The sequence below is a fragment of the Noviherbaspirillum suwonense genome (genome assembly GCF_900182955.1).
In the GTDB taxonomy this organism is placed as follows: Bacteria; Pseudomonadota; Gammaproteobacteria; order Burkholderiales; family Burkholderiaceae_D; genus Noviherbaspirillum_A; species Noviherbaspirillum_A suwonense.
Window position 1 is genome coordinate 35407 of sequence record NZ_FXUL01000015.1, and the last position, 23919, is coordinate 59325.

Consider the following 23919-nt stretch of genomic DNA (forward strand, 5'->3'; position numbering starts at 1 on the left):
CATCACGCGGCGCTCAGCGCTGCCTCAGCACTCGCTCGGCAATTTGCACAAATCGCGATGCGACTTCGCGGGTGTTACTGGCCCTGGCTATCTCCAGGCCGCGAGCACCCAGGTGTGCGGCAAGGGCTTCGTCATCGAGGACATCGAGCACCCTTGCTGCGATGTCATCAACATTCTCGCCATTGACCAAGTAACCGGATTCGCCATCCACCACAGCCTCCACCGCGCCGCCGGCACGCCCGCCGATAACCGGCTTGCCACAGGCATTGGCTTCGCGGAACACGAGTCCAAAGCCTTCGGTGTCGCCGTCGGGCATCGTGCGATTCGGCATCAAGAACAGGTCACACAGCCGGAAATAACGGACTAAGTCCGGCTCCGAGACCGATCCCACCAGCGTCATCTGGGCGCCGAGGTCTTCTTGCGCAATCAGGCGTTCGAGTTCTGGACGAAGCTCGCCGTCCCCGACAATCAGGTAATGCACGTCTGGACGCTGCCTGATCACCTTAGCCATTGCTCGGACAGCCATATCCGCACCCTTGCGCGGCACTAGGCGACCGAGCGTCAGGACGACTTTCTTGCCTCCCAACCCATGCTTCTGCACCAGTTTCTGGTCCCGCTCACCTGGCGTGAAACGGTCAGTGTCGACGCCGTTGTGGACGAGCGACATCTGTTCCGCGCGCAATCCCATCTGTTGGGTCAGCGCATCGCAGGTAAAGGCGCTGACAGCGATCACCTTGTCCGCCGCATGCAGGTAATCGCGCCGCTTGTTGCCATGCATCCGGCCGCTGGTCGCAGTGGTGATTTCTTCGCCATGGACATAGATCATTAGGCGCGTGCCGAATACCTTGCGGAGCGCGATTCCCAGCCAAGTTCCGTACACCAGTTCGCCGATGCAGATGACATTGATCTGATGGTGCCGGACCAGCCTTGCCGCCGCCAGCAGAACGCGGGCGTACAGCGGTATGTCAGTAAACGCGAATCGAGCCATTGACACGCCGATATTGGCGGGCGGCGGCTGCATCAATGGTCGCAGCAGCGGAATGCGGTCTACCGGAAAAGATGCCGCCCGGTCATACTCGCGCCAGTCTTCGATCTCGTGGCCGGTCAGGTAATTGATTTTTGCGGAAAGGACCCTGACGCTCCCCGCCGGCATGTGCTTGCAGAGGTTTTCATATACCACGGCGGAGCCGCCGTGCAGCGGCGCGAATGTGCTTGCCACCAGCAGGCAGCGCACCGGTGTGGCGCGAACTTCGTGCTGGAGCGCGACTACTGCTTTGCGTTCGCGCTCGACCAGGTTTCTCGCCAGCTGCAGCGCCATGCGCTCATTGGTTGCGCCCCATGGGGTAAAACGCGGCAATTGATAGATGTCCGAGTCCTGCCGCGCCGCGCCGCCGCTGGTCGCCACCGCCACCGTGTAGCCGCAGGATTTCACCATGGCGACGTGGCGGCCATCGTAATCCTTTAGCGGCCGGCCGTTTGGATAGGCAAAAGCATGAACTTTGCCGCCGATGATTGTTTCAAGCTCATCCTTGCAGCCGGCAATCTCGTTCGTCGCCTGCGCGTCGCTGCACTCGTTAAGGATCGGATGGTTGATGGTGTGGCCGCCAATCTCGAAACCCTGGCTATGCAGCGCGCGCACCGACTCACGGTCGAACGGCCGAGGCCAGACCAGCGGCGAACGCGCTTGCGCTTCGATCATTTCTATAGCACCCAGTCGCTCCGGCAATGGTGCGTATTTCAACCGCTCCTGCAGTTCGGAAATCAAGCGTATCCGGCTGCTCGTATAGCGCAAGTCGTCATAGCTGGCGAATCCATAAGGCAGGCGCGCGCCGTGGTCGGGCAACGCTCTTACTGCGGCGATGATGCGCTCATGCCAGAGCGCTGGTCCATCGAGCTGCTCGGTGGTAACGAAGAAAGTCGCGTGCATGTTGCGCGCCCTGAGCGTCGGACTGACCGTGGTCAGCCACTCGTCGTAGCCATCGTCAAACGTCAATGCGACAGCCTTGCGAGGCAACTTCCCGCGCGCAAGCGCGGATGCGGCATCTGCCAGTGGCAGCACGGTTGCGTTGTCCTGCAGGAAGTCGAGGATATGCTCGAACTGACTGAACGTCGGCTCGGTTGGCGTCAGCGGGTCGGCCGCGAGCGGCACCTTGTGAAATAGCAGAACGGTCAGCTTGGCATTCTGGCCCTGCCGGGAAAGCAGCGAGAACAGGCCGCTGGATACCCGCGCGCCAACGCCCTGCCGGGCGGCGGAACCGCTGCGGCGCAGCGGCGACGAACCGTTCAGGATGTCAGGACCGTGCATGGACGGTTCCGGAATCGGTTGCAAGTGCCGGCTCACGCACCAACTCGCGACCGGTCATGTCGAAGGCGACGGCCGGTTTGAGCTTTCTGGCGACAATACGCTGGGTAATAACCAGCGCTGCAACGACATACCAGAAATAATCGTAGTAGGCGAGCGACAGGAATGCGCCGCCGACGACGTAGCCGATTAGGCTGACCTGGGCCATCGCTGCGAAATCGCTCGCCCACTTCAATTCGGCGTGCTTGCGGGTGGTCCTGATGATCTTGTTCGCGGTGAGCCATGCAGTGCCGATGATAGAGACGAAGATCACGAGTCCAATGTAACCATGCTCGCCCAGTACCTGGAAAAAAATGCTATGCGCGGCATGGAAGTCGGTGGGGTTAGGCGCATAGATACGGAACATCGCCGGATTGAAGACCATGAAGCCACCGCCCATCAGATGGGTCTTCGCCACCTCCATTGCAAAATACCATGCGTTGATGCGGCCCATTGCGGAGCCGTCCGTCTGGTAATCGTTGATCGTGGACATACGGTCGTGCCACTGTTCAGGCATGGCCAGCCAAACCAACGGAATGAGCATCAGCAGTACGAGGCCGGTGCTGACCTTGTTGCGGCTTTTTAGCCAGAGAAAACCCATCATCGCCGCGCCGGCAAGCAGAGCCCCGCGCGAATAAGAACCCGCGGCGGCTATCATGGTGAGACCGGCCATCGCGGTGAGGCCGTAGCGCATCCAGCGCTGCGTCGCCTGCAGACGCAGGTACCAGATCATCGGTACCGCCATGACCATTGCCAGCGCCAGCGAATTGTTTTCGGCGATATAACTGCCGGCAGGCCCGAGCACGCGGTAGCTACCACCGGTCGCGAGGGTGAAAATACCGCCCTTCAAGCCGAAGATGCCGAGTGAAATGACTAAAATCCAGGCCATTTTCTTCAGATCGGCTTCGGTTTGAACCACCATGATGGTCACTGCCACCATCAGCAGGGTCTTGATAACGCGCGACCATTCGTAATTAACCACCCAGGGCGGCGATATCGCAAACAGGGTCGTGATCGTAACCCAGACCATGAATATCACCAGCAGCACCGTCACCGGGGTGGCCGGATAGCTGCGCGGCTCGCGGGAAAAGAGGATCGCGCCGATCGTGATGACCGCCACCACCATCGCGAACGGAAAGTCGTACGCCGGTCCGTACGCCAGCCGGTGCGGATTCATCAGGCTGATCCACATGAACACCAGCGCCCCGATGGCGGGCCGCTTGATCATCCACGGCACCAGGCCGAATACGATGGCGAATATGACGACGTCACGCATGTTTCGGGATCCTCTTGAATAGTTCGACCGCGCGCAGCGCATTCTCGCGCCAGGTCAGTTGCTTCTCGCCTATGGTCTTTCTGGCATTTTCGCCGACGCGCTGGCGCAGGGCCGCGTCCGAGGTCAGCTTGCTGATCGCGCCGGCCATGCCATCGGCGGCGTCTGGATCGAACAATACTGCATTCTGGCCATCGGTGAGAATTTCCATGAGATTCGGTTGCGCCGGCCCAATGATCGCTTTTCCGAGCGCAAGATATTCAAACAGCTTCAGCGGGGACGCATATTCGACGACCGCCGGCTGCAGCGCGATGTCGAACGCGGCCACGTAGCGGGCGACCTCGTCGCGTCCTATCACGCCGGTGAAACTGACGCGATGCCGGATGTCGAGCGCATCGGCCTGCGCTTCCAGCGCCGCCCGCGCCGGTCCGTCGCCCACCACCAGCAGGTGACGGCTGGACGCTGGCGGGTCGTTCGCAATCATCGAGATGACCTTGTCCAGCCCGTGCCAGTCGCGCACGAAGCCGGTGAAGCCGAGCACGATGTTGCCGTCCAGCCCGAGCGCCGCCTTCGCGGCCTGCGTCTCGGGTGCCGAGCTGAACTGGCTGGCATTGATGCCGTTGGGGATGACGACGATGCGCTCCCGCGGCACGCCGTAGGACGCGACGATGTCACCCAGCACCTGGGTCACCGGCAGCACATAGTCGGCCGCCTTCCAGGTGTAGGCCTGCGACCAGCGCGCCAGGCCTTTCAGCGCCAGCCCGTCGTAACGGGTGCGCTCCTCGAAGATGGGCGCATTCACTTCCAGCAGCATCGGCAGATTGTATTTGCGCTTGAGCCAGATGCCGGCCGGCAGGAACAGGTTGTAGCGCTCGTACAGGCAGTCGGGCCGGTGCTCCCTGACCGCTTTCGCGAGGCGGCGGTAGGCCACCACGCTGTAGGCCAGCTCCATGATTTCGTAGACGAACTTCGGCAGGCTGCGCTTGAGCCAGGCGACCATGCCGGCGTCCGAGCCGAACGACTCGGTCTCGGCGCTCGGCGGCGCGACCACGATGACCTCGTGCCCCAGCTGGCGCAGCGCCCTGATCATTTCCTCGATGTGCACGTATTGGCCGTCCTTGGAACGGGTGCGGTGGTGATACAGTATTTTCATGCCCTGCCCTGTCCGGCTACCTTCTGGAATAATTCGATCTGTCCCTGCGTGGTGTCGTCCCAGCTGAAACGTTCGGCATAACGGCGTGTCGCCTCATGCGATGGATAAGCGGCCCGCAGCTGGCGCAGCGCGGCGACCACGCCGGCCGGCGTGCGCTCCGGCATCAGCACGCCGGCCTCGGGCGCGGCCACGACTTCGGGCGTGCCCCAGACATTGCTGGCGATGACGGGCGTCCCGCATGCCATCGACTCCAGCAGCACGTTGGCCCAGCCTTCGCGGCTCGACGCCAGCACCAGCGCGTCGGCGGCGCCGTAATACCGCTGCAGCTCGCTCTGCGGCAAGGGCCCGAGAAAGCGCACCCGGTCCTGCACGCCGATGCTGCGCGCCAGTTCTTCGAGCTTGGCGCGGTCGGGGCCGGTGCCCGCAATCCACAGGTGGACATCGGGCATCTCGGTCAATGCCTGTACGGGCAGTTCATGGCCCTTGCGCGGCTCCAGGTGCCCGACCGACATCAGCGTGAAATCGCGCATGCCGAGCGCGGTGCGCAGCGCGGCCCGGTCGCCGGGCTGGAACAGTTCGAGGTTGACGCCATTGCGCAGCGGCGTGATGCGCGCGCCATCGATGCCCAGCCCGACCATCTCGTCCTTCAGCGCATTGCAGACCGTGATCATGCCGGCGGCGTGCGAAGCGGCCCAGCGTATCATCCGGCGCGGCAGCTTGTACTGCGGCACCAGGTTGATGTCGGTGCCGCGCGCGGTGATGACGACGGGCTTGTTGAAATAGCGGCCGAGCATGACGGCAGCGACGCCGTCCGGGTAGAAATAATGCGCATCGATCACGTCGAAGTCGTAGCCCTCGTCGATGATGCGCGCAAGCGTCGATTTCATCGCCGCGGCCAGCAGCGCCGGCGCCGGCGCCATGCCCACTTTCGGTATGACCGGGTAGCGCGGATGGCATACATCGATGCCATGCCGCACTTCCTTCGCCGGCACTTTCGCGTAGGTCGAATAGAGTCCGAAACGCGGGTGGCTGAACGGAAACCATGGCACTGGGGCGACCACGCGCGACGTCACCTGCTGGCTGGCGAGCAGGTAACGGAGGCGCGTCTCCACGAAAATGCCGTGGTTGGGACGTTGGACATTGGGAAACAGGGTACTGAAAGTCAACAATTTCATCGTGTAATCTTGAACAACAGGTGTGCGCAGCGGCCTGCCGGTAATCTTGTGACGAGCATTCCGGCAAACCGCGGAATCATGCCTGAATGGCAGCATCGCTGCCATGCGCCGCCGCATAGTAAAGCAGTTTTGCTGCAGTGCGACTATTCTTGCGTTAAATCAATTGGAAAATCGGTGCGCTTGAATGATAATTCATTCTTGATAATATTTACATTGAGCAATATCCAAAGTATAGCGATTTCGCCCGGTTGCTTGCGAAAATTGTTGCCTCTGCGCTCTCGGAAGACCCCGGAGGCACTAGCTCCCGGGTCATTTGATCGTGCGAACAACGGATTGATGTTCGTTTGGACGTCATCAGGCGGTCGCGCGCCAACGGTCGTTATACTTGTCGCTTTGCTTGTTGACGCTTTTGTCGCGCCTGTTTTCCCGCGATGTTTCCAATTCCTCCTCATTAGATGCGCTTATGAAAATTACGATTATCGGTACTGGCTATGTTGGCCTGGTTTCCGGAGCCTGCTTCGCCGACGTCGGCAACACCGTGCTGTGCCTGGATGTCGATTCCCGCAAGATCGACATGCTCAACGCCGGCGAGATCCCGATTCATGAGCCTGGCCTGGACAAGCTCGTCGCCACCAACGCGGCCGCCGGCCGGATCCTGTTCACCACCGACTACGACCGGGCAGTGGCCCATGCCGACGTCATCTTCATCGCGGTCGGCACGCCGCCCGACGAAGACGGCAGCGCCGACCTGCGCCATATCCTGTCGGCCGCGCGCAGCATCGGCCAGCGCATCACCCGTCCGATCGTCGTGGTCGACAAGTCCACCGTCCCGGTCGGCACCGCCGACCAGGTGCGCGCGGCGATCAGCGAGGAACTGCAGAAACGCAATGCCACGACGTCCTTCACCGTCGTCAGCAACCCGGAGTTCCTGAAGGAAGGCGCGGCCATCGAGGACTTCATGCGCCCGGATCGCATCGTCGTCGGCAGCGACGACCCGGAAGCGACCCGCATCATGCGCCAGCTCTACGCGCCGTTCAGCCGCAACCATGACAAGCTGATCCACATGGACGTGCGCAGCGCCGAACTGACCAAGTACGCGGCCAACGCCATGCTCGCCACCCGCATCAGCTTCATGAACGAACTCGCCAACCTGGCCGAAGCGCTGGGCGCGGACATCGAGGCCGTGCGCATGGGCATCGGCTCGGACCCGCGCATCGGGCCGCATTTCCTGTATGCCGGCATGGGCTACGGCGGCTCCTGCTTCCCCAAGGACGTCAAGGCGCTGCTCAAGACCTCGGTCGACCATGGCCGCACGCTGCATCTGCTGACCGCGATCGAAAAGGTGAACGAAGCGCAGAAGAGCGTGTTGTTCGACAAGATCACCGGCCACTTCGGCGGCGTCGACGCGCTGCGCGGCAAGACGCTCGCCTTGTGGGGCCTGTCGTTCAAGCCCAATACCGACGACATGCGCGAAGCGCCGAGCCTGGTCCTGATCGGCAAGCTGATCGCCGCCGGCTGCAAGGTGCGCGCCTATGACCCGGTGGCGACATCGGAAGCGCGCCGCCTGCTGCTGCAGGAAAACGGCGAGGAAGCCTGCGGCCGTTACCTGACGCTGTGCGACAGCGCAGCGGACGCCGTCAGCGGCGCCGACGCGCTTGCGCTGGTCACCGAGTGGAAGGAATTCCGCGCGCCCGACTTCGAGCAGCTGGCTGCCTCCCTGGCCGGCAAGGCGATCTTCGACGGCCGCAACCTGTACGACCCGGCGCTGGTCGCAGCTGCCGGCATCGCCTATCACGGCATCGGCCGGCGCGGTCACAACGACGCCAAATGATGGGCCAGACCATACTGGTGACCGGCGCTGCCGGTTTTGTCGGCAGCTTCGTCGCCGCACGCCTGGCCGACATGGGCCATCGCGTGATCGGCTGCGACAATTTCAACGACTACTACACGCCGCAGCTCAAGCATGACCGCGTGGCTGCGCTGCTGGCGCCGCGCGGCATCGAGTGCCATGCCGTCGAGCTGTCCGATGCGGCGCAGGTGGCCGGCCTGTTCGAGGCCCACCGTCCGACGCACGTGGTCCACCTGGCGGCGCAGGCCGGCGTGCGCTACTCGCTGGAGAACCCGGCGGCTTATATCCAGTCCAACCTGGTCGGCTTCTCGCACATGCTGGAAGCCTGCCGCCGGCACCGGGTGGAGCACATGCTGTATGCGAGCAGCAGCAGCGTCTACGGCGCCAATGCCAAGGTGCCGTTCTCGGAAAGCGACCAGACCGACTCTCCGGTGTCGCTCTATGCGGCCACCAAGAAGTCCAACGAGCTGATGGCCTATTCGTACAGCCACCTGTACGACCTGCCGATGACGGGCCTGCGCTTCTTCACGGTCTACGGACCGTGGGGCCGGCCGGACATGGCCTACTTCAGCTTCACGCGCAAGATCATGGCCGGCGAACCGATACCGGTGTTTGCCGAAGGCCTGCTGCGGCGCGACTTCACCTACATCGACGACATCGTCGAAGGCGTGGTGCGGCTGCTGTTCAAGCCGACGCCGGCAGCTGACGGCGCGCCGGCGCATGCGGTCTTCAACATCGGCAATCACCAGCCGGTGATGGTGATGGACTTCATCGCCACGCTCGAACAGGTGCTGGGCCGCAAGGCCGTGATCGATTTCCTGCCGATGCAGCCGGGCGACGTTCCGGCCACCTATGCCGACACCGAGCGGCTGCGGAACTGGGTCGGCTTCGCGCCGGCCACGCCGCTCGCGGACGGCCTGCTGGCTTTCGCCAATTGGTATAATCGCTGGTCAAACAACTCAGGCGTCCACTAGTTACATGAAAAAAGTCCTTATCCTCGGTGTAAACGGTTTTATCGGCCATCATCTTTCCAAGCGCATCCTAGAAACCACGGATTGGGAAGTCTATGGCATGGACATGCAGAACGACCGCCTGTCCGACCTGATGGCGCATCCGCGCATGCACTTCTTCGAAGGCGATATCACCATCAACAAGGAATGGGTCGAGTATCACGTGCGCAAGTGCGACGTGATCCTGCCGCTGGTCGCCATTGCGACGCCATCGACCTATGTCAAGGAACCGCTGCGCGTCTTCGAGCTGGACTTCGAAGCCAACCTGCCCATCGTCCGCGCCGCGGTCAAGTACAAGAAGCACCTGGTGTTCCCATCGACGTCGGAAGTGTATGGCATGTGCACCGACGGCGAGTTCGACCCGGCGTCGTCCAACCTGGTCTACGGCCCGATCGAGAAGCAGCGCTGGATCTATGCCTGCTCGAAGCAGCTGATGGACCGCGTGATCTGGGGCTACGGCATGGAAGGCCTGAATTTCACGCTGTTCCGTCCGTTCAACTGGATCGGTTCGGGACTGGATTCGATCTTCACGCCGAAGGAAGGCTCCTCCCGCGTCGTGACCCAGTTCCTCGGGCATATCGTGCGTGGCGAGAACATCCAGCTGGTCGACGGCGGCGCGCAGAAGCGCGCGTTCACCTTCGTCGACGACGGCGTCGATGCGCTGGTGCGCATCATCGCGAACAAGGATGGCATCGCGTCGGGCAAGATCTACAACATTGGCAACCCGGTGAACAATTACTCGGTGCGCGAGCTGGCAACGATGATGCTGGAGTTGGCGGCAACCTACCCCGAGTACCGCGACACGGCCAAGAAGGTATCGCTGGTCGACACCACGTCGGCGGGCTACTACGGTAATGGTTACCAGGACGTGCAGAACCGCGTGCCGAAGATCGAGAACACGATGAGTGAGCTTGGCTGGAAGCCGCAGTTCCTGATGCAGGACGCGTTGAAGCGCATCCTGGATGCCTACAAGGACAAGATTGGCGAGGCAGCCAGCCTGAACGACTAGTCCAGGTCCGCGCAGCGGCGGTTGCGGTTGCGGTTAGCGCCGCGCAGCGACAGTTGCTGTTGTAGTTGGCACCGCGCAGCGACTGTTGCAGTTGCAGTTAGCACCGCGCAGCGACCGTTGCAGTTGCAGTGGCAGTATTTCGCCGTTACCTTTCCCGCTTCCTTTTGCCCTGAATGCTCACGCAGTGAGTGTATCGAAGGGTTTCCTACGCCAGCCGGATGTCGTTGCTTTTGAAGTGGTCGTTGCCGTTACCGTTGCCGTTGCCGTTGCCGTTGCCGCTGCCGTTGCCGTTGCCGTTGCCGCTGCAGTTGCCGTTGCCGTTGCCGTTGCAGTAGGTCCCCGTTGATGACGCCACGTCGCTGGTGCCGAAATCGGATAAAGAAGCGTCCGCTGTCTGAGCGAAGCGAGTTTCGGACGCTTCCCGATTTCGGTGCCAGCGGCGTGGGCACCCCGCGCAGCGGGGCGGCATCTCCGGGGTCGCCTTCTCTTGCCTACTTCTCTTGGCGAAGCAAGAGAAGTAGGTCGGCTGCCGGGCCGAAACCCGGCCAGGTCGTCCGGCAGGCCAGCCGGTATCGCTTCACCCGCCAGCAGGCGTACCGTCGCGAAGCCGCTTCTGCAGTTTACGACGGCTGCACGTTACGAAAACGCGCCACAACGCAAGACGCCGATGCTGCGTCTGCTGACGGATGAAACGTTGAGGGTTCACTGCCGTGGGGAGTAGCCGGGTGTTCGGCCCGGCAGCCGACCCGCTTTTTTGCTTCGCCAAAAAAGTGGGCAAAAAAGGCGACCCCTACGATGGCGGTCCGCTGCGCGGACTGCACGCGCCGCCAGCACCTGAAACGGGAAGCGTCCGAAACTCGCTTCGCTCAGACAGCGGACGCTTCTTTATCCGTTTCAGGCACTGGCGACGCGTCGCCATCTAACGGGGATTCACTGCAACGGCCACTGCAACGGCAACGGCAACGGCCACTGCCACTGCAACTGCAACTGCAACTGTCGCTGCGCGGAGCTAACCACAACGTCAACTGTCGCTGCGCGGGCAAAGTGCAATAGCCCGCGCTGACAAGCCCTACCCTACCCAACCCATCAAATCAAAACCGGCCCGCCGTCATGCCGCCGCCAGCGGCCGCTGCTCCTCCACCCCCATGCAATTCCTCAAAAACGCCTCGAACATCAGCAGCGTCCACATCGGCGCCGTATAGTCGCGCCGGCCAGACTGGTGCTGCTCCACCATCTCCTGCAGAAAGGCCATGTTGAAGAACCCGGTGTCGGCCAGCGTCGACCCCAGCAACGCCTGTCGCACATGCTCCCGCAACGGCCCCCGAAACCAGCTCGCCAGCGGAATCGAAAAGCCCATTTTGTCCCGGTACAGGATGTCATGCGACAGGTGCGGCTCCAGCGCCTTCTTCAGCACATACTTGCCTTCCTGCCCGTGCAGCTTCATGGCCGACGGCACGCCCGACGCCCACTCGACGAACTCATGGTCCAGCAGCGGCACCCTGACCTCGAGCGCATGCGCCATGCTCGCGCGGTCGACCTTGGTCAGGATGTCGCCGGGCAGCCAGGTCTTCATGTCGACATACTGGATGATGGACAGCGGGTCGTCGGTCGGGCTGTTGGCCGCATGCTTGCGCATCACCTCGATCGCGCTGTAGCCCTGCAGCGAGCGCTTGAAGCCGTCGGAGAACAGCTGTGCCCTGACCCGGTCCGGCATGACCGAGACGCCATGGAAATAACCGTCCACCAGGTCCCGCGCCAATGCCTCGAACGTGGTCTTGGCCCGGAACATGCGCGGCGCCCAGTCGGCCTTTGGATAGACATTGCCGAGGAAGCCGAACATGGGCTTGCGCAGCGATGCCGGCAAGGCCGACCGGACGCGCTCTTCCGCCATTGCATACCGATACCGCCGGTAGCCTGCGAAGTTCTCGTCGCCGCCGTCGCCGGACAGCGCGACCGTGACGCGCTTGCGGGCCAGTTCGCATACCCGGTAGGTCGGGATGGCCGAGCTGTCCGCATACGGCTCGTCGTAGAGCCGCGCCAGCGTGTCGATCAGGCCGTAGTCATCCTTGTCCACGGTCTCGCGGTAATGGCTGGTCTTGTACTGCTTGGCGACCTCGGCCGCATAAACCGACTCGTCATAGGCCTGGTCGTTGAACCCAATCGAACAGGTGTTGACCGGCTCGCTGGTCATGCCGGCCATCATCGCCACCACCGCGCTGGAGTCGACGCCGCCGGACAGGAAGGCGCCCAGCGGCACGTCCGCCACCATGTGGCTCTGGACCGCGTCGCGCAGCTTCACGATCAGCTCCTGCTCGGTGTCTTCGGCCGACATCGGCGCATGCGCCTTGAACGGCACATCCCAGAATTTCTGCTGCGCGGGCAGCGCGCCGCCGACCTTCAGCGTCAGCGTGTGCCCGGGCTGCAGCTTGAACGCGCCCTTGAAGATGGTGCGCGGTTCCGGCACATAGCCATAGGCGAAGTATTCCTCGACCGCGCACGGGTCGAGTTCGCGCGACAGGCCGGGGATGGCCATCAGCGCCTTCAGTTCGGAGCCGAACAGGAACATGCCGTCGTCCAGCAGCGCGCAGTACATCGGCTTGATGCCGAGCCGGTCGCGGGCGAGGAACATGGTCTGCTTGTTGCGGTCCCACAGCGAGAAGGCGAACATGCCGCGAAAGCGATGGACGCAGTCCTTGCCCCACTCTTCCCAGGCATGGACGATCACCTCGGTGTCGCAGCGTGTGCGGAACGTGTGTCCGAGCCGGGTCAGCTCTTCCATCAGCGCGGCAAAGTTGTAGATCTCGCCGTTGAACACCACCACGACGCTGTGGTCCTCGTTGAACAGCGGCTGCTGGCCGGAAGACAGGTCGATGATGGAAAGTCGCCGGTGCCCGAAGCCGATGCCGGGCTCGCGATGCACGCCGCCTTCCACCGGGCCGCGGTGATGCTGGGTTTCATTCATCCGGGTCAGCAGCTGCAGGTCGATGTCCCGCATCTGCCGCATATCGAAAATTCCGACGATTCCACACATGGTTCAGGCCTTGCTGAGTTTGGTTTTGGATGCGCGCAAGGTGTCGTACAGCCGGGCGTAGCCAGCGACCATTGCGGCGATGCTGTTGCTTCGTTCGACCCGCGCGCGGCCGGCGGCGCCATGCCGCGCGGCGAGCTGCGGGTCTTGCACATAGATGGCCAGCGCCTCATCCAGCGCAGCGGGGTCGGATGGCGGCACCAGCAAGCCGGTCGCCATCTGCTCGACCACTTCGGGGATGCCGCCGACCTTCGATGCGACAACCGGCAGCCCGCAGGCCATCGCTTCCAGGATCGTGACCGGCGTGCCTTCGGCGATGGAAGGCAGCGCAAAGACGTCGAAGCCGCTCATCAGGTCGGCGATGTCGGTGCGCGAGCCGGGCAGCCAGACGACCTCGTCGAGGCCGGCCGCATGGACCTTGTCCCGGATGCTGCCGAACAGCGGGCCGTCGCCGACGATGGCCAGGCGCAGCCGGTGCCGCTGGTCCGGCAGCAGTTCGCGCAGCCGGATGAACGCGTCGACCAGGCCGCTGTGGTTCTTCACATCCTGGACCCGGCCCACCGTGCCGATGACAAACTCGTCGCGGCCCGCATGCGCCTGCGGCAGGAAGCGTTCGGTGTCGACGCCGTTGGCGATCATCAGGGTCTTGGCGTCCGGTACGCCGACGACCTGGCGCAGCCAGCGCTGCAGGTCTTCAGACACAGGGACATAGCGGTCGATGAAGGGCGTGACGCCGCGCCGAAGCAGGTTGTGCTTGCGGTTCAGGCCATGCGGGTCGCCGGCGTCGCGGTCGTGCTCCGCATGCACGCGGACCGGCACGCCGGCCATCGCGGCCGTGAACGCATATTCGACGGCGGACAGGTTATAGCTGTGCAGGACCGCGGGCTTCAGGCGGCGCAGCAGCTTCCACAGCTTCAGGTGCGTGCCCAGCCCCAGCCCCGGCTGCTTGTCCAGCGCGATGATCTCGACATCGTCGCGGCTGATCTTGCGGGCGAACTCGGTGTAGCCGGTCAGGCAGACGACCGCGTGCCGGTATTGCTGCGGCGGCATGCGGTTGATGCATTCCGCCACCAGCGTTTCCAGGCCGCCGAAGTCGAAGCGGTAGATCAGGTGGACGACGAGCGGTGCGGGCTTCAAGGCAGAGGCTCCTTCAATGCCTGCCATTCGCCGCCAGCGCGCTTTCCATCGCCGGCAGCTCGGTCGCGAGGAAGCTGCGCAATGCGGTGCGCGCGGTCTCGGGGTTCTCGTCGAAGCGCGCATACACCATCAGGCCGGCGCCGTCGTCGCCGCGCATCAGCAGGCGTTCCTTGGCCTGCAGCACCTTGCCGAGGTAATCGTTGGCAGTGAAGCCGCCGTCGATCCAGTACCACTGCCAGACGACCAGTGCGCCGTCCGGCCCGCGCAACCGGGTCTCGCGGACCTGCAGCTGGCGCTCGCCGATCTGCTCGATGCGCGCGCCGGAGCCGGTGCGCCGCCATGGGTCGGTCTCGCTGTCGCCGACCAGCTGGTTAGCCGAGCTGATCAGCCCGGCACCCGGGGTCTGGTTGCGGTAGTAGCGCATCGACAGGCCGACCCGCTGGCCATCTTTCTGCAGCGTCTGGTTCAGCGTGGCGGCTGCCGGGTTGAGGCGCGGCGTCCAGTTGGTGAACGGCTGGCTGGCATTCCACGACGGCTTGAAGCTCTGCAGGCTGGCCGGCGTGTCGCTGGCGCTGGCGCGCAGCGAAAAGCTTGCGTACAGCGGCCAGAAGGCGAGGCAGGCGATGACGGCCAGCGCTGCGCCGGCGACCTGGGCCGAGCTGGCCGCAGGCGCGCCGGCGGTGCGCAGGGCCGCGGCGTCGGCGTCGGCCAGGTCCGCGGCGCTGATGTCCTCGCGCCAGCGCCCGCCTATCCAGAACATGATGAACATGACCAGCCCGAAGAACAGCCAGCCATAGATGATATGGTCGACGCCGGTCGCCAGCGCCATGCCGGACAGGTGGCCGATCATCACGATCATGTAGGCGCGCAGTCCGTTGGCGACGATAGGCACCAGCGTGGCCAGCAGGATGAACATCAGTTGCCGCTTGCGCGAACGGTAGGTCAGGTAGGCATACAGGCAGCCCAGCGTGATCGACGCAATCAGGTAGCGCACGCCGCTGCAGGCTTCCACCACGGACCAGTTGCCGGTCGGGATAGAGAAGTTGGTGCCGTCGCGCAGCACCGGGATGCCCGTCATCTGCACTGCCCAGACGGTGAAGTCGGCGGTCAGGTTGATCAGCGGGTCGATGAAGACTTCGCCGAACGGCACGGCCAGCAGCACATAGGCCAGCGGGAACGCAATCGCCCAGCTGATGCGCAGGCCGCAGATCACGACCACCGTGAGCGGCAGCATCGCCGCAAATGCATACTGACGCACGACCTGCACGTCGCCCATCTCGGCCAGCAGCCAGCCGAAGCCGCAGACCGCCAGCGACAGCAGCGCCGGCCAGTACGGCGTCGGCGACATGCGTGCCAGCACCTCGCGCCGCTTCCAGATCAGCCACAGGCTGATCGGCAGGATGATGTAGCCGTGCGCGAAGGTTTCCGAGCTGTTCCAGATCGAGACGATCGACTGCGCGGTGCCGGCATAGATGATGAACGGCGCAAGCACCGCCATCAGGATCGCCAGCGTCTTGACCATGTCGCGCGGCGCGGTACGGGTTTCTGTCAGGAGCATGTCGCCGCCATAGCAGGTTGATGTTCGTCCAGGTCGAGCAGCGCATCGACGCGGGCAATATTGGTGTCCCAGTTATAGCTGGCCTCGACCTGCGCACGCGCGGCGCGGCCCATGTCGACCGGCGTCGTTTCCAGCGCGGCGCAGGCCAGGCTGGCGAAGCCGGCGGCATCCGCGCCCAGCATCAGGTCCCTGCCCGGCTCGGCAGCGATGCCTTCGAGCGCCTGAGGCGTGACGATGACCGGCTTGCCCATGGCCATCGCCTCGAGCACCTTGTTCTGTATGCCGCGGGCGATCCGCAGCGGGGCCACGGCCAGCCGGGCATGCGCCAGGTAGGGACGCACGTCCGGCACGGTGCCGGTGACCGTGACGCCGGCCTGCGACCCCAGCGCCAGCACCTCGCGCGAGGGCCGGGCGCCAACGATGTAGAACCGGGCATCCGGATGGCGCTCGCGAATCGCGGGCAGCATCTCGGCGGCGAACCATTGCACCGCGTCGATGTTGGGCCAGTAGTCCATCGCGCCGGTGAACGCCATCACCGGGCCGCCGTCCGGGTAAGGCGTATCGAAGTCGTGGTGCGGTGAAAAATACGCGCTGTCCACGCCATTGCTGAACCAGCCTATCCTGGATGCGCTGTCGGGCGCCATGCCGGAAAACAGCGCGGCTTCCTGGCTGGAGACGAACAGCGACGCATTGAAGTCGCGCGCGACCTCGCGCTCGTAGCGCAGCAGCTGCCGCCCTTCCCTCGCATAGATGCGATTCATCGGCCAGGACTTCTGCGCCGCATATTCGGTCCACTTGGCCGAATCGACATCGACAAAGTCGATCACGCGGCGGGCATAGCGCCCCGGCTTCACGAACTGCGCCATCGGCGACGAGAACACCAGCACCCGCGACACCGGCAGCTTGGCATGCAGGCGCGTGATCCAGTCGGCCATGCCGCGGCTGCGGTAGTAGTCGAGGCTGAGCGGCCGGTTGCGCAGCAGCGCGGTGGCGCTGCCGATGCGCGCGGTGCGGCTGTCCAGCCTGGCGAAATAGGTTTCCCCGCACAGCTTCTTCACCGCATCGACATACTGCCAGTCATCTGGGTCGTCGATGAAGGTGCCCAGATGCACCCGGTAGCGCTGCGCCAGGTGCTTCAGCAGGTGGTAGGAGCGGATCTTGTCGCCCTTGTTGGGCGGATAGGGAATCCGGTGCGCCAGGTAAAGAAGATGCTCCACCGTGTCAGCCCAGGTTCTTGACGATATGGGGGCCTATCATGTTGGCCAGCGCCAGGGGCATCTTCTGCCAGGTGCGTATCATCAGCTGGTACTTGGGATTGAGCGGATTCGTGTCGGGCACTTCCGTCGACGCGACCAGCTTGTATTCGTAGTGCAGCTGGGTCGGCTCGAAGCCCCAGTTCTTCTTGAAGTCGTGCGAGCCCGTGCCCTTCTTGCTGCGGCCGAAGTCGAAGATGCGGCAGCCGCGGGTGCAGGTGCGGCGCATCAGCTCCCAGTACATGAAGTCGTTGCCCGCGCATTCGCGGGCTTCCGGCATGCCGCCGCCGTAGTACGGCAGCACTTCATCGCGGAAGTAGAAGCTCATCACGCTGCTGATCAGCTGGCCGTCGCGGGTGATCGTCATCAGTTCGCAGTCGTCGCCGAAGGTTTCCTTGAGCAGCCGGAAATACTTTTTCGAGAACACCGGCGTGCCCAGCCTGTGCACGCTGGTCGAGTAGGCGGTGAAGAAGCGCTCGACATCCGGGTCGATCTCGCTCTGCAGGTTGGCCTTGATCCCCTTGCGCACCATCGCGCGCTGCTTGCGCGGGATTGCGTTCATGTTCTTCTCGGGGTCCGGGTCCATCTCCTTGCGGAAGGTGACGTACAGGTCCTTCGCATGCCAGTCGGCATGGCGCGGCGACACGTTGTGATATTCGAGGTGACCCACCTTCAGCGTCGCAGCGAGCTGCTGCGCCTGCCTGTCGAGCGCGTCGGCGGCTGCCTCCGAGCTGGCGGCCGGACCGCCGTAGACGCAGAACGGCAGCGAGCCCAGCGAATGCCCGAACAGCCGGCTCTTGATCTCGGCCAGCGGCAGCACGCCTTCGATGCGGCCGTCGACTTCGGCATAGTAGAAATAGGTCTTGTGGCCAAAGGCCTGTTCGATCACCCGCTGCCATCCGGCCCGGTGAAAGAAACTTGCCTGCGGACAGCGCAGCACGAACTCGTCCCAGCGCGCCGCATCCTGCGGCTGCATCAGTTTGATCTGCGGAATGCTGGCACTGGCATTGAGGGCGCGTGCGCGTTCCTGTGAAGCTTCGATAATGGCGCTCATGTGTTCTGCAAAAAGATCCGGTCCATGCGGTCCCAGGCGAAGTCGCGCGTCAGCGCGCGCAGCCTGGTTTCCATGCGTTCGAGGTTGACGTAATGGCGGAAGCTGGTCTTGAGACCGACGCCATGCTGGCGCGGCTGGCCAGGGTCGACTTCCCACGGATGAAAATAGAAGATGCCCGACTGCCGGTCGTCGCGGTTCACCTTGTTGATGAAGAAGCGCGACACCGCGTACGGGAAGAATCGGAAATAGCCGCCGCCGCCCGCCGGGAAATTACGGTCCATCATGCGCACCGTGGTGATGGGCACTTCCAGCAGGCCGTCCTTGCCGTTCGGGTAATACGCGAAACGGGGCGCGTCGGGCATGCCGTAATGGTCGTGCGCAATCGGGTAGATGCTCGAGCTGTAGCGGTAGCCGGCTTCATGCAGCGTATCCAGCGCCCACATGTTCTGCTTGCCGATCGAGAAGCTCGGCGCCCGGTAGCCCAGGACCTGCTGGCCGGAGATCTGCTCCAGCAGCGCCTTGCTGCGCGTGATGTCTTCGCGGAACGCGTCGCGGCTCTGGTCCGATGCGCGCAGGTGGCCGTAACCGTGGCTGGCAAGCTCGTGCCCGCCATCGACGATGGCCCGGACGACCTGCGGATAGCGTTCGGCGATCCAGCCCAGCGTGAAGAAAGTCGCCTTGACATCGCGCTCCCTGAGCAGCGCGAGGATGGTCTCGACATTGCGCTCGACGCGGCATTCCATGCCGTCCCAGCTGTCGCGCGCGATATGCGGCGCAAATGCCGAGACCTGGAAATAGTCTTCCACGTCGATCGTCATGGCGTTGCGGATTTTGCCGGGCGTGGCCGGCCGTGTTGTGCTTGTTTGCATGTTCTGCTCCTGTTCCGGGCTGGCGGCAGCATTGCCGCCAGCCGTACGGCTCAGATTTTCGAGGTTGAGATGAGCCGCTTGAGCACATCCAGCACCGAGGTCACCGAGCGCTCGATCTTGGACAGCCTCTCGTCGAGGTGCTCCAGGCTTTCGGCGGCGGTGTCGGTGAAGCCGTTGGGGATGCCGGCATAGGCTGGCATGGCGCCGGGTTCCGGCGGCGGCGCGGTGAACTCTTCCTGGATGTCCTTGATGACTTCGCCCACTTCGTCGGCGCCGAACTGGTGCAGTTCTTCCAGGTAACCCATCAGGAACAGCCGGTCGCACAGCGTGTTGATCTTGCGCGGAATGCCGCCGGAGTAGTCGTAGATCGCCGCATAGGCTTCCGGCGTGATGACCGGGTCGCCCTTCCAGCCGGCGGTCTGCAGCCGGTGCTCGATATAGAGCTGGGTCTCGGCGGCGTCCATCGGACCCAGGTGATAGGTCGCGATCACGCGCTGGCGCAACTGCTGCATGCCTTCGCTATGCAGCGTGCGGCGGAATTCCGGCTGCCCCAGCAGGAAAGTCTGCAGCAGCGACTTTTCATTGGTCTGGAAATTCGACAGCATGCGCAGTTCCTCGACCGTCTGCGGCGTCAGGTTCTGCGCCTCGTCGACCACCAGCAGCACGCGCTTGCCCTGCTTGTCGCTGTAGCGCAGAAACTGCTCCAGCCGGGCCAGCAGGCCGGTCTTGCTGGGATCGTCGAATGGCAGGCCGAAGGCCGCGACCACCGAGCGCAGCGTGTCGTCGGAATTCAGATGCGTATTGACGATCTGGGCGGCGATGATGCGGTTGGTTTCGAGCTTGCGGAACAGGTTGCGCACCAGCGTGGTCTTGCCCGCGCCGACTTCACCGGTGATGACGATGAAGCCCTCGCCTTGAGACAGGCCGTACTCCAGGTAGGACATCGCCCGCTTGTGGCCCTTGCTGCCAAAGAAGAAGTTCGGATCGGGCCTCAGCTGGAAAGGCTTGGCATGCAGCCCGTAAAAGGTTTCATACATCGGGTCAGGTTCTCCGCTATAAGCGCATGGACAGATAGGCCGAGATCGCGTTTTCGGTGAAATCGTTGCCCGTCTGGTTGAACGACCCCTGGTAGCGTCGCAATTCGACCGTGCCGCTCGTGCGCGATGAGAACTGGTGGGACAAACCCAGCGTCACGAGCTTGTTGTCGTCGGTGATATTGCTCAGCAGCGAGGTCGTGCGGTAGTACTGCGCGTTCAGGTTCATCGTGGACAGCGTCGAAAGGCGCAGGCTGTAGAGCCCGCTTACCCCGCGCTGCCGGGTTTCATCGGAAAAGAGCAGGTTGCCGTTTCCAAAACCGCTGTTGCTGTTGTTCTCGCTCTGCGGCTTGCGCAGAGTGTCGTAGGCGCTGAGCACCGCGGTCGACTTGCCGCCGGTATAGGCGACCGATGCCTGCAGGCGCTTTTGCAGGAAGAAGCGGTTGGACAGGCCCTGGTTGCCGTTGGCGAGGGTGGCCGGCAGGTTGGTCGCCCGGATGAATGCGTCGACCGCCTGCGACCGCGCCACCGGGTCAGGGATGTTGGCCAGGAATGCCTGGTTGAGGAAGCTGGACGTGCTGACCGAACCGGAGTTGGCGAACTGCTCCTGCTGGCTCGTGATGTCTTCGTTGTAGCTGATGTTCCAGGTCGTGTAACGGCTGCGATGGGTGCCGTTAAGGGTGTACGCGCTGCCGTAGAAACGGCGGCCGGCAGTCGCCGCCAGGCTGGTGCGCGACGATGGCTTCCAGTCGAATCCGACCGACCATGAAGGACCCGACGGCGCATCGCCCAGGGTCTGGTAGGTGTAACGCTCGTAGCCGGCCGAACCGGTGAGGCTGAACTGCTCGGTCAGGCGGTAGCGCAGCGTGCCGTTGACGTAGTCGCTGCGGACCGAATCGACGTCGCTGTAGCGGCTCTGCTGCGTCGAACCCGACACGTCCCAGCCCAGCGAGCGGTAGGACTCGCCGCTGGAGAGGCTGCCGTTGAGCCGGTCGCTGTTGTAGTTGGCGAATCCGCCGGTGTCGCTGCTCACGCCCTGGTGGGTGTAGCGCAGTTCGCCGCGGGCGTCCGACCCGAAGCGTTTCCGGATGTACGGGCTGATGGAATAGCTGCGCACTTCGCTGCGGTTGCCGGTCGCGTAGGTGCTGTCCAGCGCCTGCGGACCGAAGGCCGACGTGCTGACGTTGCTGATGTTGGCTGTGCCGTCGATGAACATGAAGTCGTCGACCAGCTCGGCCCTGCCGCTGGAGTCCAGGTAATTCTGGAAATTGCTGCCGCGGCCGCCGCTGTAGTTGACGCTGCGTCCCTGGTAGGTCGCGCGGAACTGCGCGCGCCGGCCCTGCCCGGTCACGGTAAAGCCCGGGGCGATTTCCGTGACGAAGCCGGACTGTTCGCTGCCCGACGGCGCGAGGTTGTAGTTGTCGCTGTAGGTTTCGCGCAGGGTCAGTTCGGGCGTGAAGCGCCACTCGGCGGCCAGTGCGGGCGCAGCCTGCGCACCCAGCAGGGACAGGGCTGCCAGCGCCAGAGGGCGCAGCCGGATACTTGCTTTGCCACGGGCCATCTTAGTTGTACCCGTAGCCATAATTATTGCCGGAGAACGCCTTGGTCTTGTTGTAGACCAGGCTGACATTGTTGTCGGTGCCGAGCTGGCGCAATGCATCCTTGACCGCGTGCTGGGTCGTGGTTTCGGCTTCGACCACCACGATCACCTGGCCCATGTGGCTGGCCAGCACCTTGGCTTCGGTCGTCATCAGCAGCGGCGGCGAATCGAAGATCACGATACGGTCCGGATAGCGGCGCGCGATATCGTCGAGCAGGTTGCTCATCGACAGGCTGGCCAGCAGTTCGGTGGAGTTCTTGTGCGACTGGCCGGCCGGCAGGATGCGCAGCGTATCGACGTTGGTGCGCAGCATCACGTCCGACAGGTCCAGCTTGTCGTTGAGCAGCACGTCCATCAGGCCTTCGGTGGCCTCGATGCCTAGGTAGCGTGGCACCGAAGGACGGGCGACGTCGGCGTCGACCAGCAGCACGGTGTGGTCCATCTCCATCGCAATGCTCATCGCGAGGTTGATCGCGCAGAAGGTCTTGCCCTCGCCCGGCAGCGCGCTGGTCACCATGATCAGGTTGTTGTGGCGGTTGGTGCCGCCGCCCTTGGACAGCGCATGCTTGATCAGCGGGCGCTTGATCATCCGGAATTCTTCGGCGACCGGCGTGCGGCCGCCTTCCGGCGTCACCATGCCCAGCCGATGCAGCTGCTCAAGGTTGATTTCGACGCGGCGGCTCGGATGCCCGCTCGGCTGGCGGATTTCCGGAATTGGCTCGCGCGGCTGCGCGTAGGCCATCGTCGGCTCGACCTTTTCCATGCGTTCGAACGCGTGGTTGTCCGGATGCTCGAACGGCTGGCTCACGGAGTCGTTCAACGGGTTGTTGAGCGGGTTGCTCAGCTCATTCACTGGCGGCAGCTCCGCCTTCTTGCGGTCCAGCCGGCCTGCGGCTTTTTCAATAATGCTCACGCTTTCTCCCAATCGTATTCAATGCGGCTAAGTGTCTCGGCAGCGGCGGCGTTGGCCGCCGCAGGCGTCGTCATCAGGCTGTCAATAGCATGCGCGCCATGACGCCGGCATACAGCGTGACCAGGATTGCAAGCGATGCGCCGAAGGCATAGAAACTGCGCTTGCGCTTGGCCCTTTCGTGGTCGGTCCAGTTCATCGACACGGAACCCAGGATAGGCAGACCGGTCGACTCGCGCAAACCATGCTGGCTCAGGTAGGTCGGACGCAGCTGGCTCAGCAGCATGGCGAAAGCGATGCCGGCAATCAGCGCGCCGAGGAAGACCAGCGATGCCAGGCGCAGGCGGTCCGGACCGGCTGGCCGCAGCGGCACGGTCGGCGGGTCGACGACGCGGAACTTCACCATGTCGGTGGTGTTGGTCAGGTCGCCCGACAGGCGGGCTGCCTCGCGGCGGCTGACCATCTGCTGGTAATTTTCCTTGTTGACCTGGTAGTCGCGGTTCAGCTGCGCCATCTGGGTCTCGAGTTCCGGACCGTTGATGCTCTGGGCACGAAGGCGTTCGAAGCGGACCGTGAATTCGTCGACCCGTGCGCGCATCGATGCCACGCGTGCCTCAGCTGCGGACAGCGCAACGTTGAGCTGCTGCAGCATCGGGCTGTAGTTCGCGCCGCGGTCGCCGCCGGCCTTGAAGTTCTTCGCCTCTTCCACCTTCTGGGCTTCGAGCTGCTTGATCAGGCGCTTTGCGGAAATGATGTCCGGATGCTGCTCGGTGTACTGCATGCGCATCGTGTCCAGGTTCTTTTGCAGCGCCAGGATACGGCCGTCCAGTTCGGGGTTGACCAGCGCGCCGGCAGTGGTCGCGCCGGTGCCATTGCCCATGATCTGCACCTGGATCGCATTGCGCGCCTGTTCGGCTTCACGCAGGTCCAGGCGAGCCTGGTTGAGCTGGTCGGACGCGGCCTGCACCTGGGTGCCGTAGTCGCCGCCCTGCGGCAGCGAGCCGCTGTGCTTGATCTTGAAATCCTTCAGCGCGTTTTCGGCGGCCACCAGCTTGGCTTCGTAATTCTTGATCTGCTCGTCCAGGAACTGGACTGCCTTGTCGGAATCGTTCTTCTTGTCGCCGAAGCTGCCCTCGACGAAGATCGTCAGCAGCGACTGGACCACGTCCTTGGCGATGCGGGGATTCGGATTGTTGTAGCTGATGGTGTAGATGTCATCGCGGCCGGTGCTGCTGATCCTGATTTCCTTCATCAGGTCGTTGATCAGCTCCTCGTTTTCCTTGGGCGTCTTGGCCTTGATGTCGAGGTCGACCATGCGCATCACCTTCTCCACGTTGGGCCGGCTCAGCAACGTTCGACTCATGATGGAAACCTGTTGCTCGACGTTGGGCAGCGTTGTCATGCCCGACATCAGCGGCTTGAGGATACTCTGGGTATCAACGAACACCCTGGCCGACGCCTGGTAATTGTCGTCCAGCGTGTAGACGCGTATCCAGCCAGCCAGCGCAATAACCCAAGCGACGATCACGGCGTGCCACCTGTACTTCCATACGCCCTTTAGCAGGAAGAGCACCTGATTGATCGTTTCTTCCATTTCTAACTCTCCATCTGTTTACTGCTGTTCGATAGTGCATTTATACGATATTGCGGCGCAGCATAATTATTG

18 protein-coding genes are annotated in these 23919 nt (G+C 63.4%); 3 read left to right on the forward strand and 15 right to left on the reverse strand.

Annotation, left to right across the window (positions count from 1 at the left end):
• Positions 1-13 precede the first annotated feature (13 nt).
• The 4 genes from QOL82_RS17855 to QOL82_RS17870 are packed head-to-tail and all read right to left on the reverse strand — an operon-like array spanning position 14 to position 5942.
• Complete coding sequence (locus QOL82_RS17855) at positions 14-2305, reverse strand: glycosyltransferase (RefSeq protein ID WP_283443659.1); 2292 nt, start codon at positions 2303-2305, stop codon at positions 14-16.
• Positions 2292-3617: a putative O-glycosylation ligase, exosortase A system-associated gene (locus QOL82_RS17860; RefSeq protein WP_283443660.1), complete on the reverse strand. Its 1326-nt coding sequence runs from the start codon at positions 3615-3617 to the stop codon at positions 2292-2294. The genes QOL82_RS17855 and QOL82_RS17860 overlap by 14 nt, the downstream gene beginning before the upstream one ends.
• Positions 3610-4767 (reverse strand): glycosyltransferase family 4 protein, encoded by a 1158-nt coding sequence (locus QOL82_RS17865; protein ID WP_283443661.1) that lies wholly within the window; start codon positions 4765-4767, stop codon positions 3610-3612. Before QOL82_RS17865 ends, QOL82_RS17860 begins: the two co-directional genes overlap by 8 nt.
• Positions 4764-5942, reverse strand: coding sequence for a glycosyltransferase family 4 protein (locus tag QOL82_RS17870; RefSeq protein ID WP_283443662.1), 1179 nt, complete (start codon positions 5940-5942; stop codon positions 4764-4766). Before QOL82_RS17870 ends, QOL82_RS17865 begins: the two co-directional genes overlap by 4 nt.
• Before the next feature lie 463 nt (positions 5943-6405).
• Between QOL82_RS17870 and QOL82_RS17875 the strand changes: the two genes are divergently transcribed.
• Genes QOL82_RS17875 through QOL82_RS17885 form a run of 3 tightly spaced genes read left to right on the forward strand, consistent with a single transcriptional unit; the run spans position 6406 to position 9810 of the window.
• Positions 6406-7773 carry a UDP-glucose dehydrogenase family protein gene (locus tag QOL82_RS17875; RefSeq protein ID WP_283443663.1) on the forward strand — a complete coding sequence of 456 codons (1368 nt, stop codon included), beginning with the start codon at positions 6406-6408 and terminating at the stop codon, positions 7771-7773.
• Entirely contained in the window at positions 7770-8765 is a 996-nt protein-coding gene (locus QOL82_RS17880; protein ID WP_430438507.1) for an NAD-dependent epimerase/dehydratase family protein, read from the forward strand. The genes QOL82_RS17875 and QOL82_RS17880 overlap by 4 nt, the downstream gene beginning before the upstream one ends.
• A 4-nt stretch (positions 8766-8769) precedes the next feature.
• Positions 8770-9810 carry a bifunctional UDP-4-keto-pentose/UDP-xylose synthase gene (locus QOL82_RS17885; RefSeq protein ID WP_283443664.1) on the forward strand — a complete coding sequence of 347 codons (1041 nt, stop codon included), beginning with the start codon at positions 8770-8772 and terminating at the stop codon, positions 9808-9810.
• Between the two features lie 205 nt (positions 9811-10015).
• Here QOL82_RS17885 and QOL82_RS17890 read toward each other — a convergent pair whose 3' ends face one another.
• The 11 genes from QOL82_RS17890 to QOL82_RS17940 all read right to left on the reverse strand — a co-directional run bounded on the left by QOL82_RS17890 (position 10016) and on the right by QOL82_RS17940 (position 23847).
• A complete protein-coding gene (locus QOL82_RS17890; protein ID WP_283443665.1) occupies positions 10016-10165 on the reverse strand; it encodes a hypothetical protein in 150 nt (49 codons plus the stop codon).
• Between the two features lie 753 nt (positions 10166-10918).
• Positions 10919-12841 (reverse strand): XrtA/PEP-CTERM system amidotransferase, encoded by a 1923-nt coding sequence (locus QOL82_RS17895; protein ID WP_283443666.1) that lies wholly within the window; start codon positions 12839-12841, stop codon positions 10919-10921.
• A 3-nt stretch (positions 12842-12844) separates the two neighbouring features.
• Complete coding sequence (locus QOL82_RS17900) at positions 12845-13975, reverse strand: TIGR03088 family PEP-CTERM/XrtA system glycosyltransferase (RefSeq protein WP_283443667.1); 1131 nt, start codon at positions 13973-13975, stop codon at positions 12845-12847.
• Between the two features lie 13 nt (positions 13976-13988).
• Entirely contained in the window at positions 13989-15533 is a 1545-nt protein-coding gene (gene xrtA, locus QOL82_RS17905; RefSeq protein ID WP_283443668.1) for an exosortase A, read from the reverse strand.
• Positions 15524-16750, reverse strand: coding sequence for a TIGR03087 family PEP-CTERM/XrtA system glycosyltransferase (locus tag QOL82_RS17910; RefSeq protein WP_283443669.1), 1227 nt, complete (start codon positions 16748-16750; stop codon positions 15524-15526). Before QOL82_RS17910 ends, xrtA begins: the two co-directional genes overlap by 10 nt.
• Positions 16751-16754: 4 nt before the next feature.
• The gene (locus tag QOL82_RS17915) at positions 16755-17840 is read right to left on the reverse strand and encodes a FemAB family XrtA/PEP-CTERM system-associated protein (RefSeq protein WP_283443670.1); all 1086 of its coding nucleotides are present in this window, start codon (positions 17838-17840) and stop codon (positions 16755-16757) included.
• The gene (locus QOL82_RS17920) at positions 17837-18709 is read right to left on the reverse strand and encodes an XrtA system polysaccharide deacetylase (protein ID WP_283443671.1); all 873 of its coding nucleotides are present in this window, start codon (positions 18707-18709) and stop codon (positions 17837-17839) included. Before QOL82_RS17920 ends, QOL82_RS17915 begins: the two co-directional genes overlap by 4 nt.
• A 50-nt stretch (positions 18710-18759) precedes the next feature.
• On the reverse strand, positions 18760-19746 hold the full coding sequence (locus QOL82_RS17925) for an XrtA/PEP-CTERM system-associated ATPase (protein ID WP_283443672.1): 987 nt from the start codon (positions 19744-19746) through the stop codon (positions 18760-18762).
• Positions 19747-19762: 16 nt separating this feature from the next.
• Positions 19763-21304: a TIGR03016 family PEP-CTERM system-associated outer membrane protein gene (locus QOL82_RS17930; protein WP_283443673.1), complete on the reverse strand. Its 1542-nt coding sequence runs from the start codon at positions 21302-21304 to the stop codon at positions 19763-19765.
• Between the two features lies 1 nt (position 21305).
• Positions 21306-22256 (reverse strand): XrtA-associated tyrosine autokinase, encoded by a 951-nt coding sequence (locus tag QOL82_RS17935; protein ID WP_283443674.1) that lies wholly within the window; start codon positions 22254-22256, stop codon positions 21306-21308.
• A 73-nt stretch (positions 22257-22329) separates the two neighbouring features.
• A complete protein-coding gene (locus tag QOL82_RS17940) occupies positions 22330-23847 on the reverse strand; it encodes an XrtA system polysaccharide chain length determinant (protein ID WP_283443675.1) in 1518 nt (505 codons plus the stop codon).
• Positions 23848-23919 lie beyond the last annotated feature (72 nt).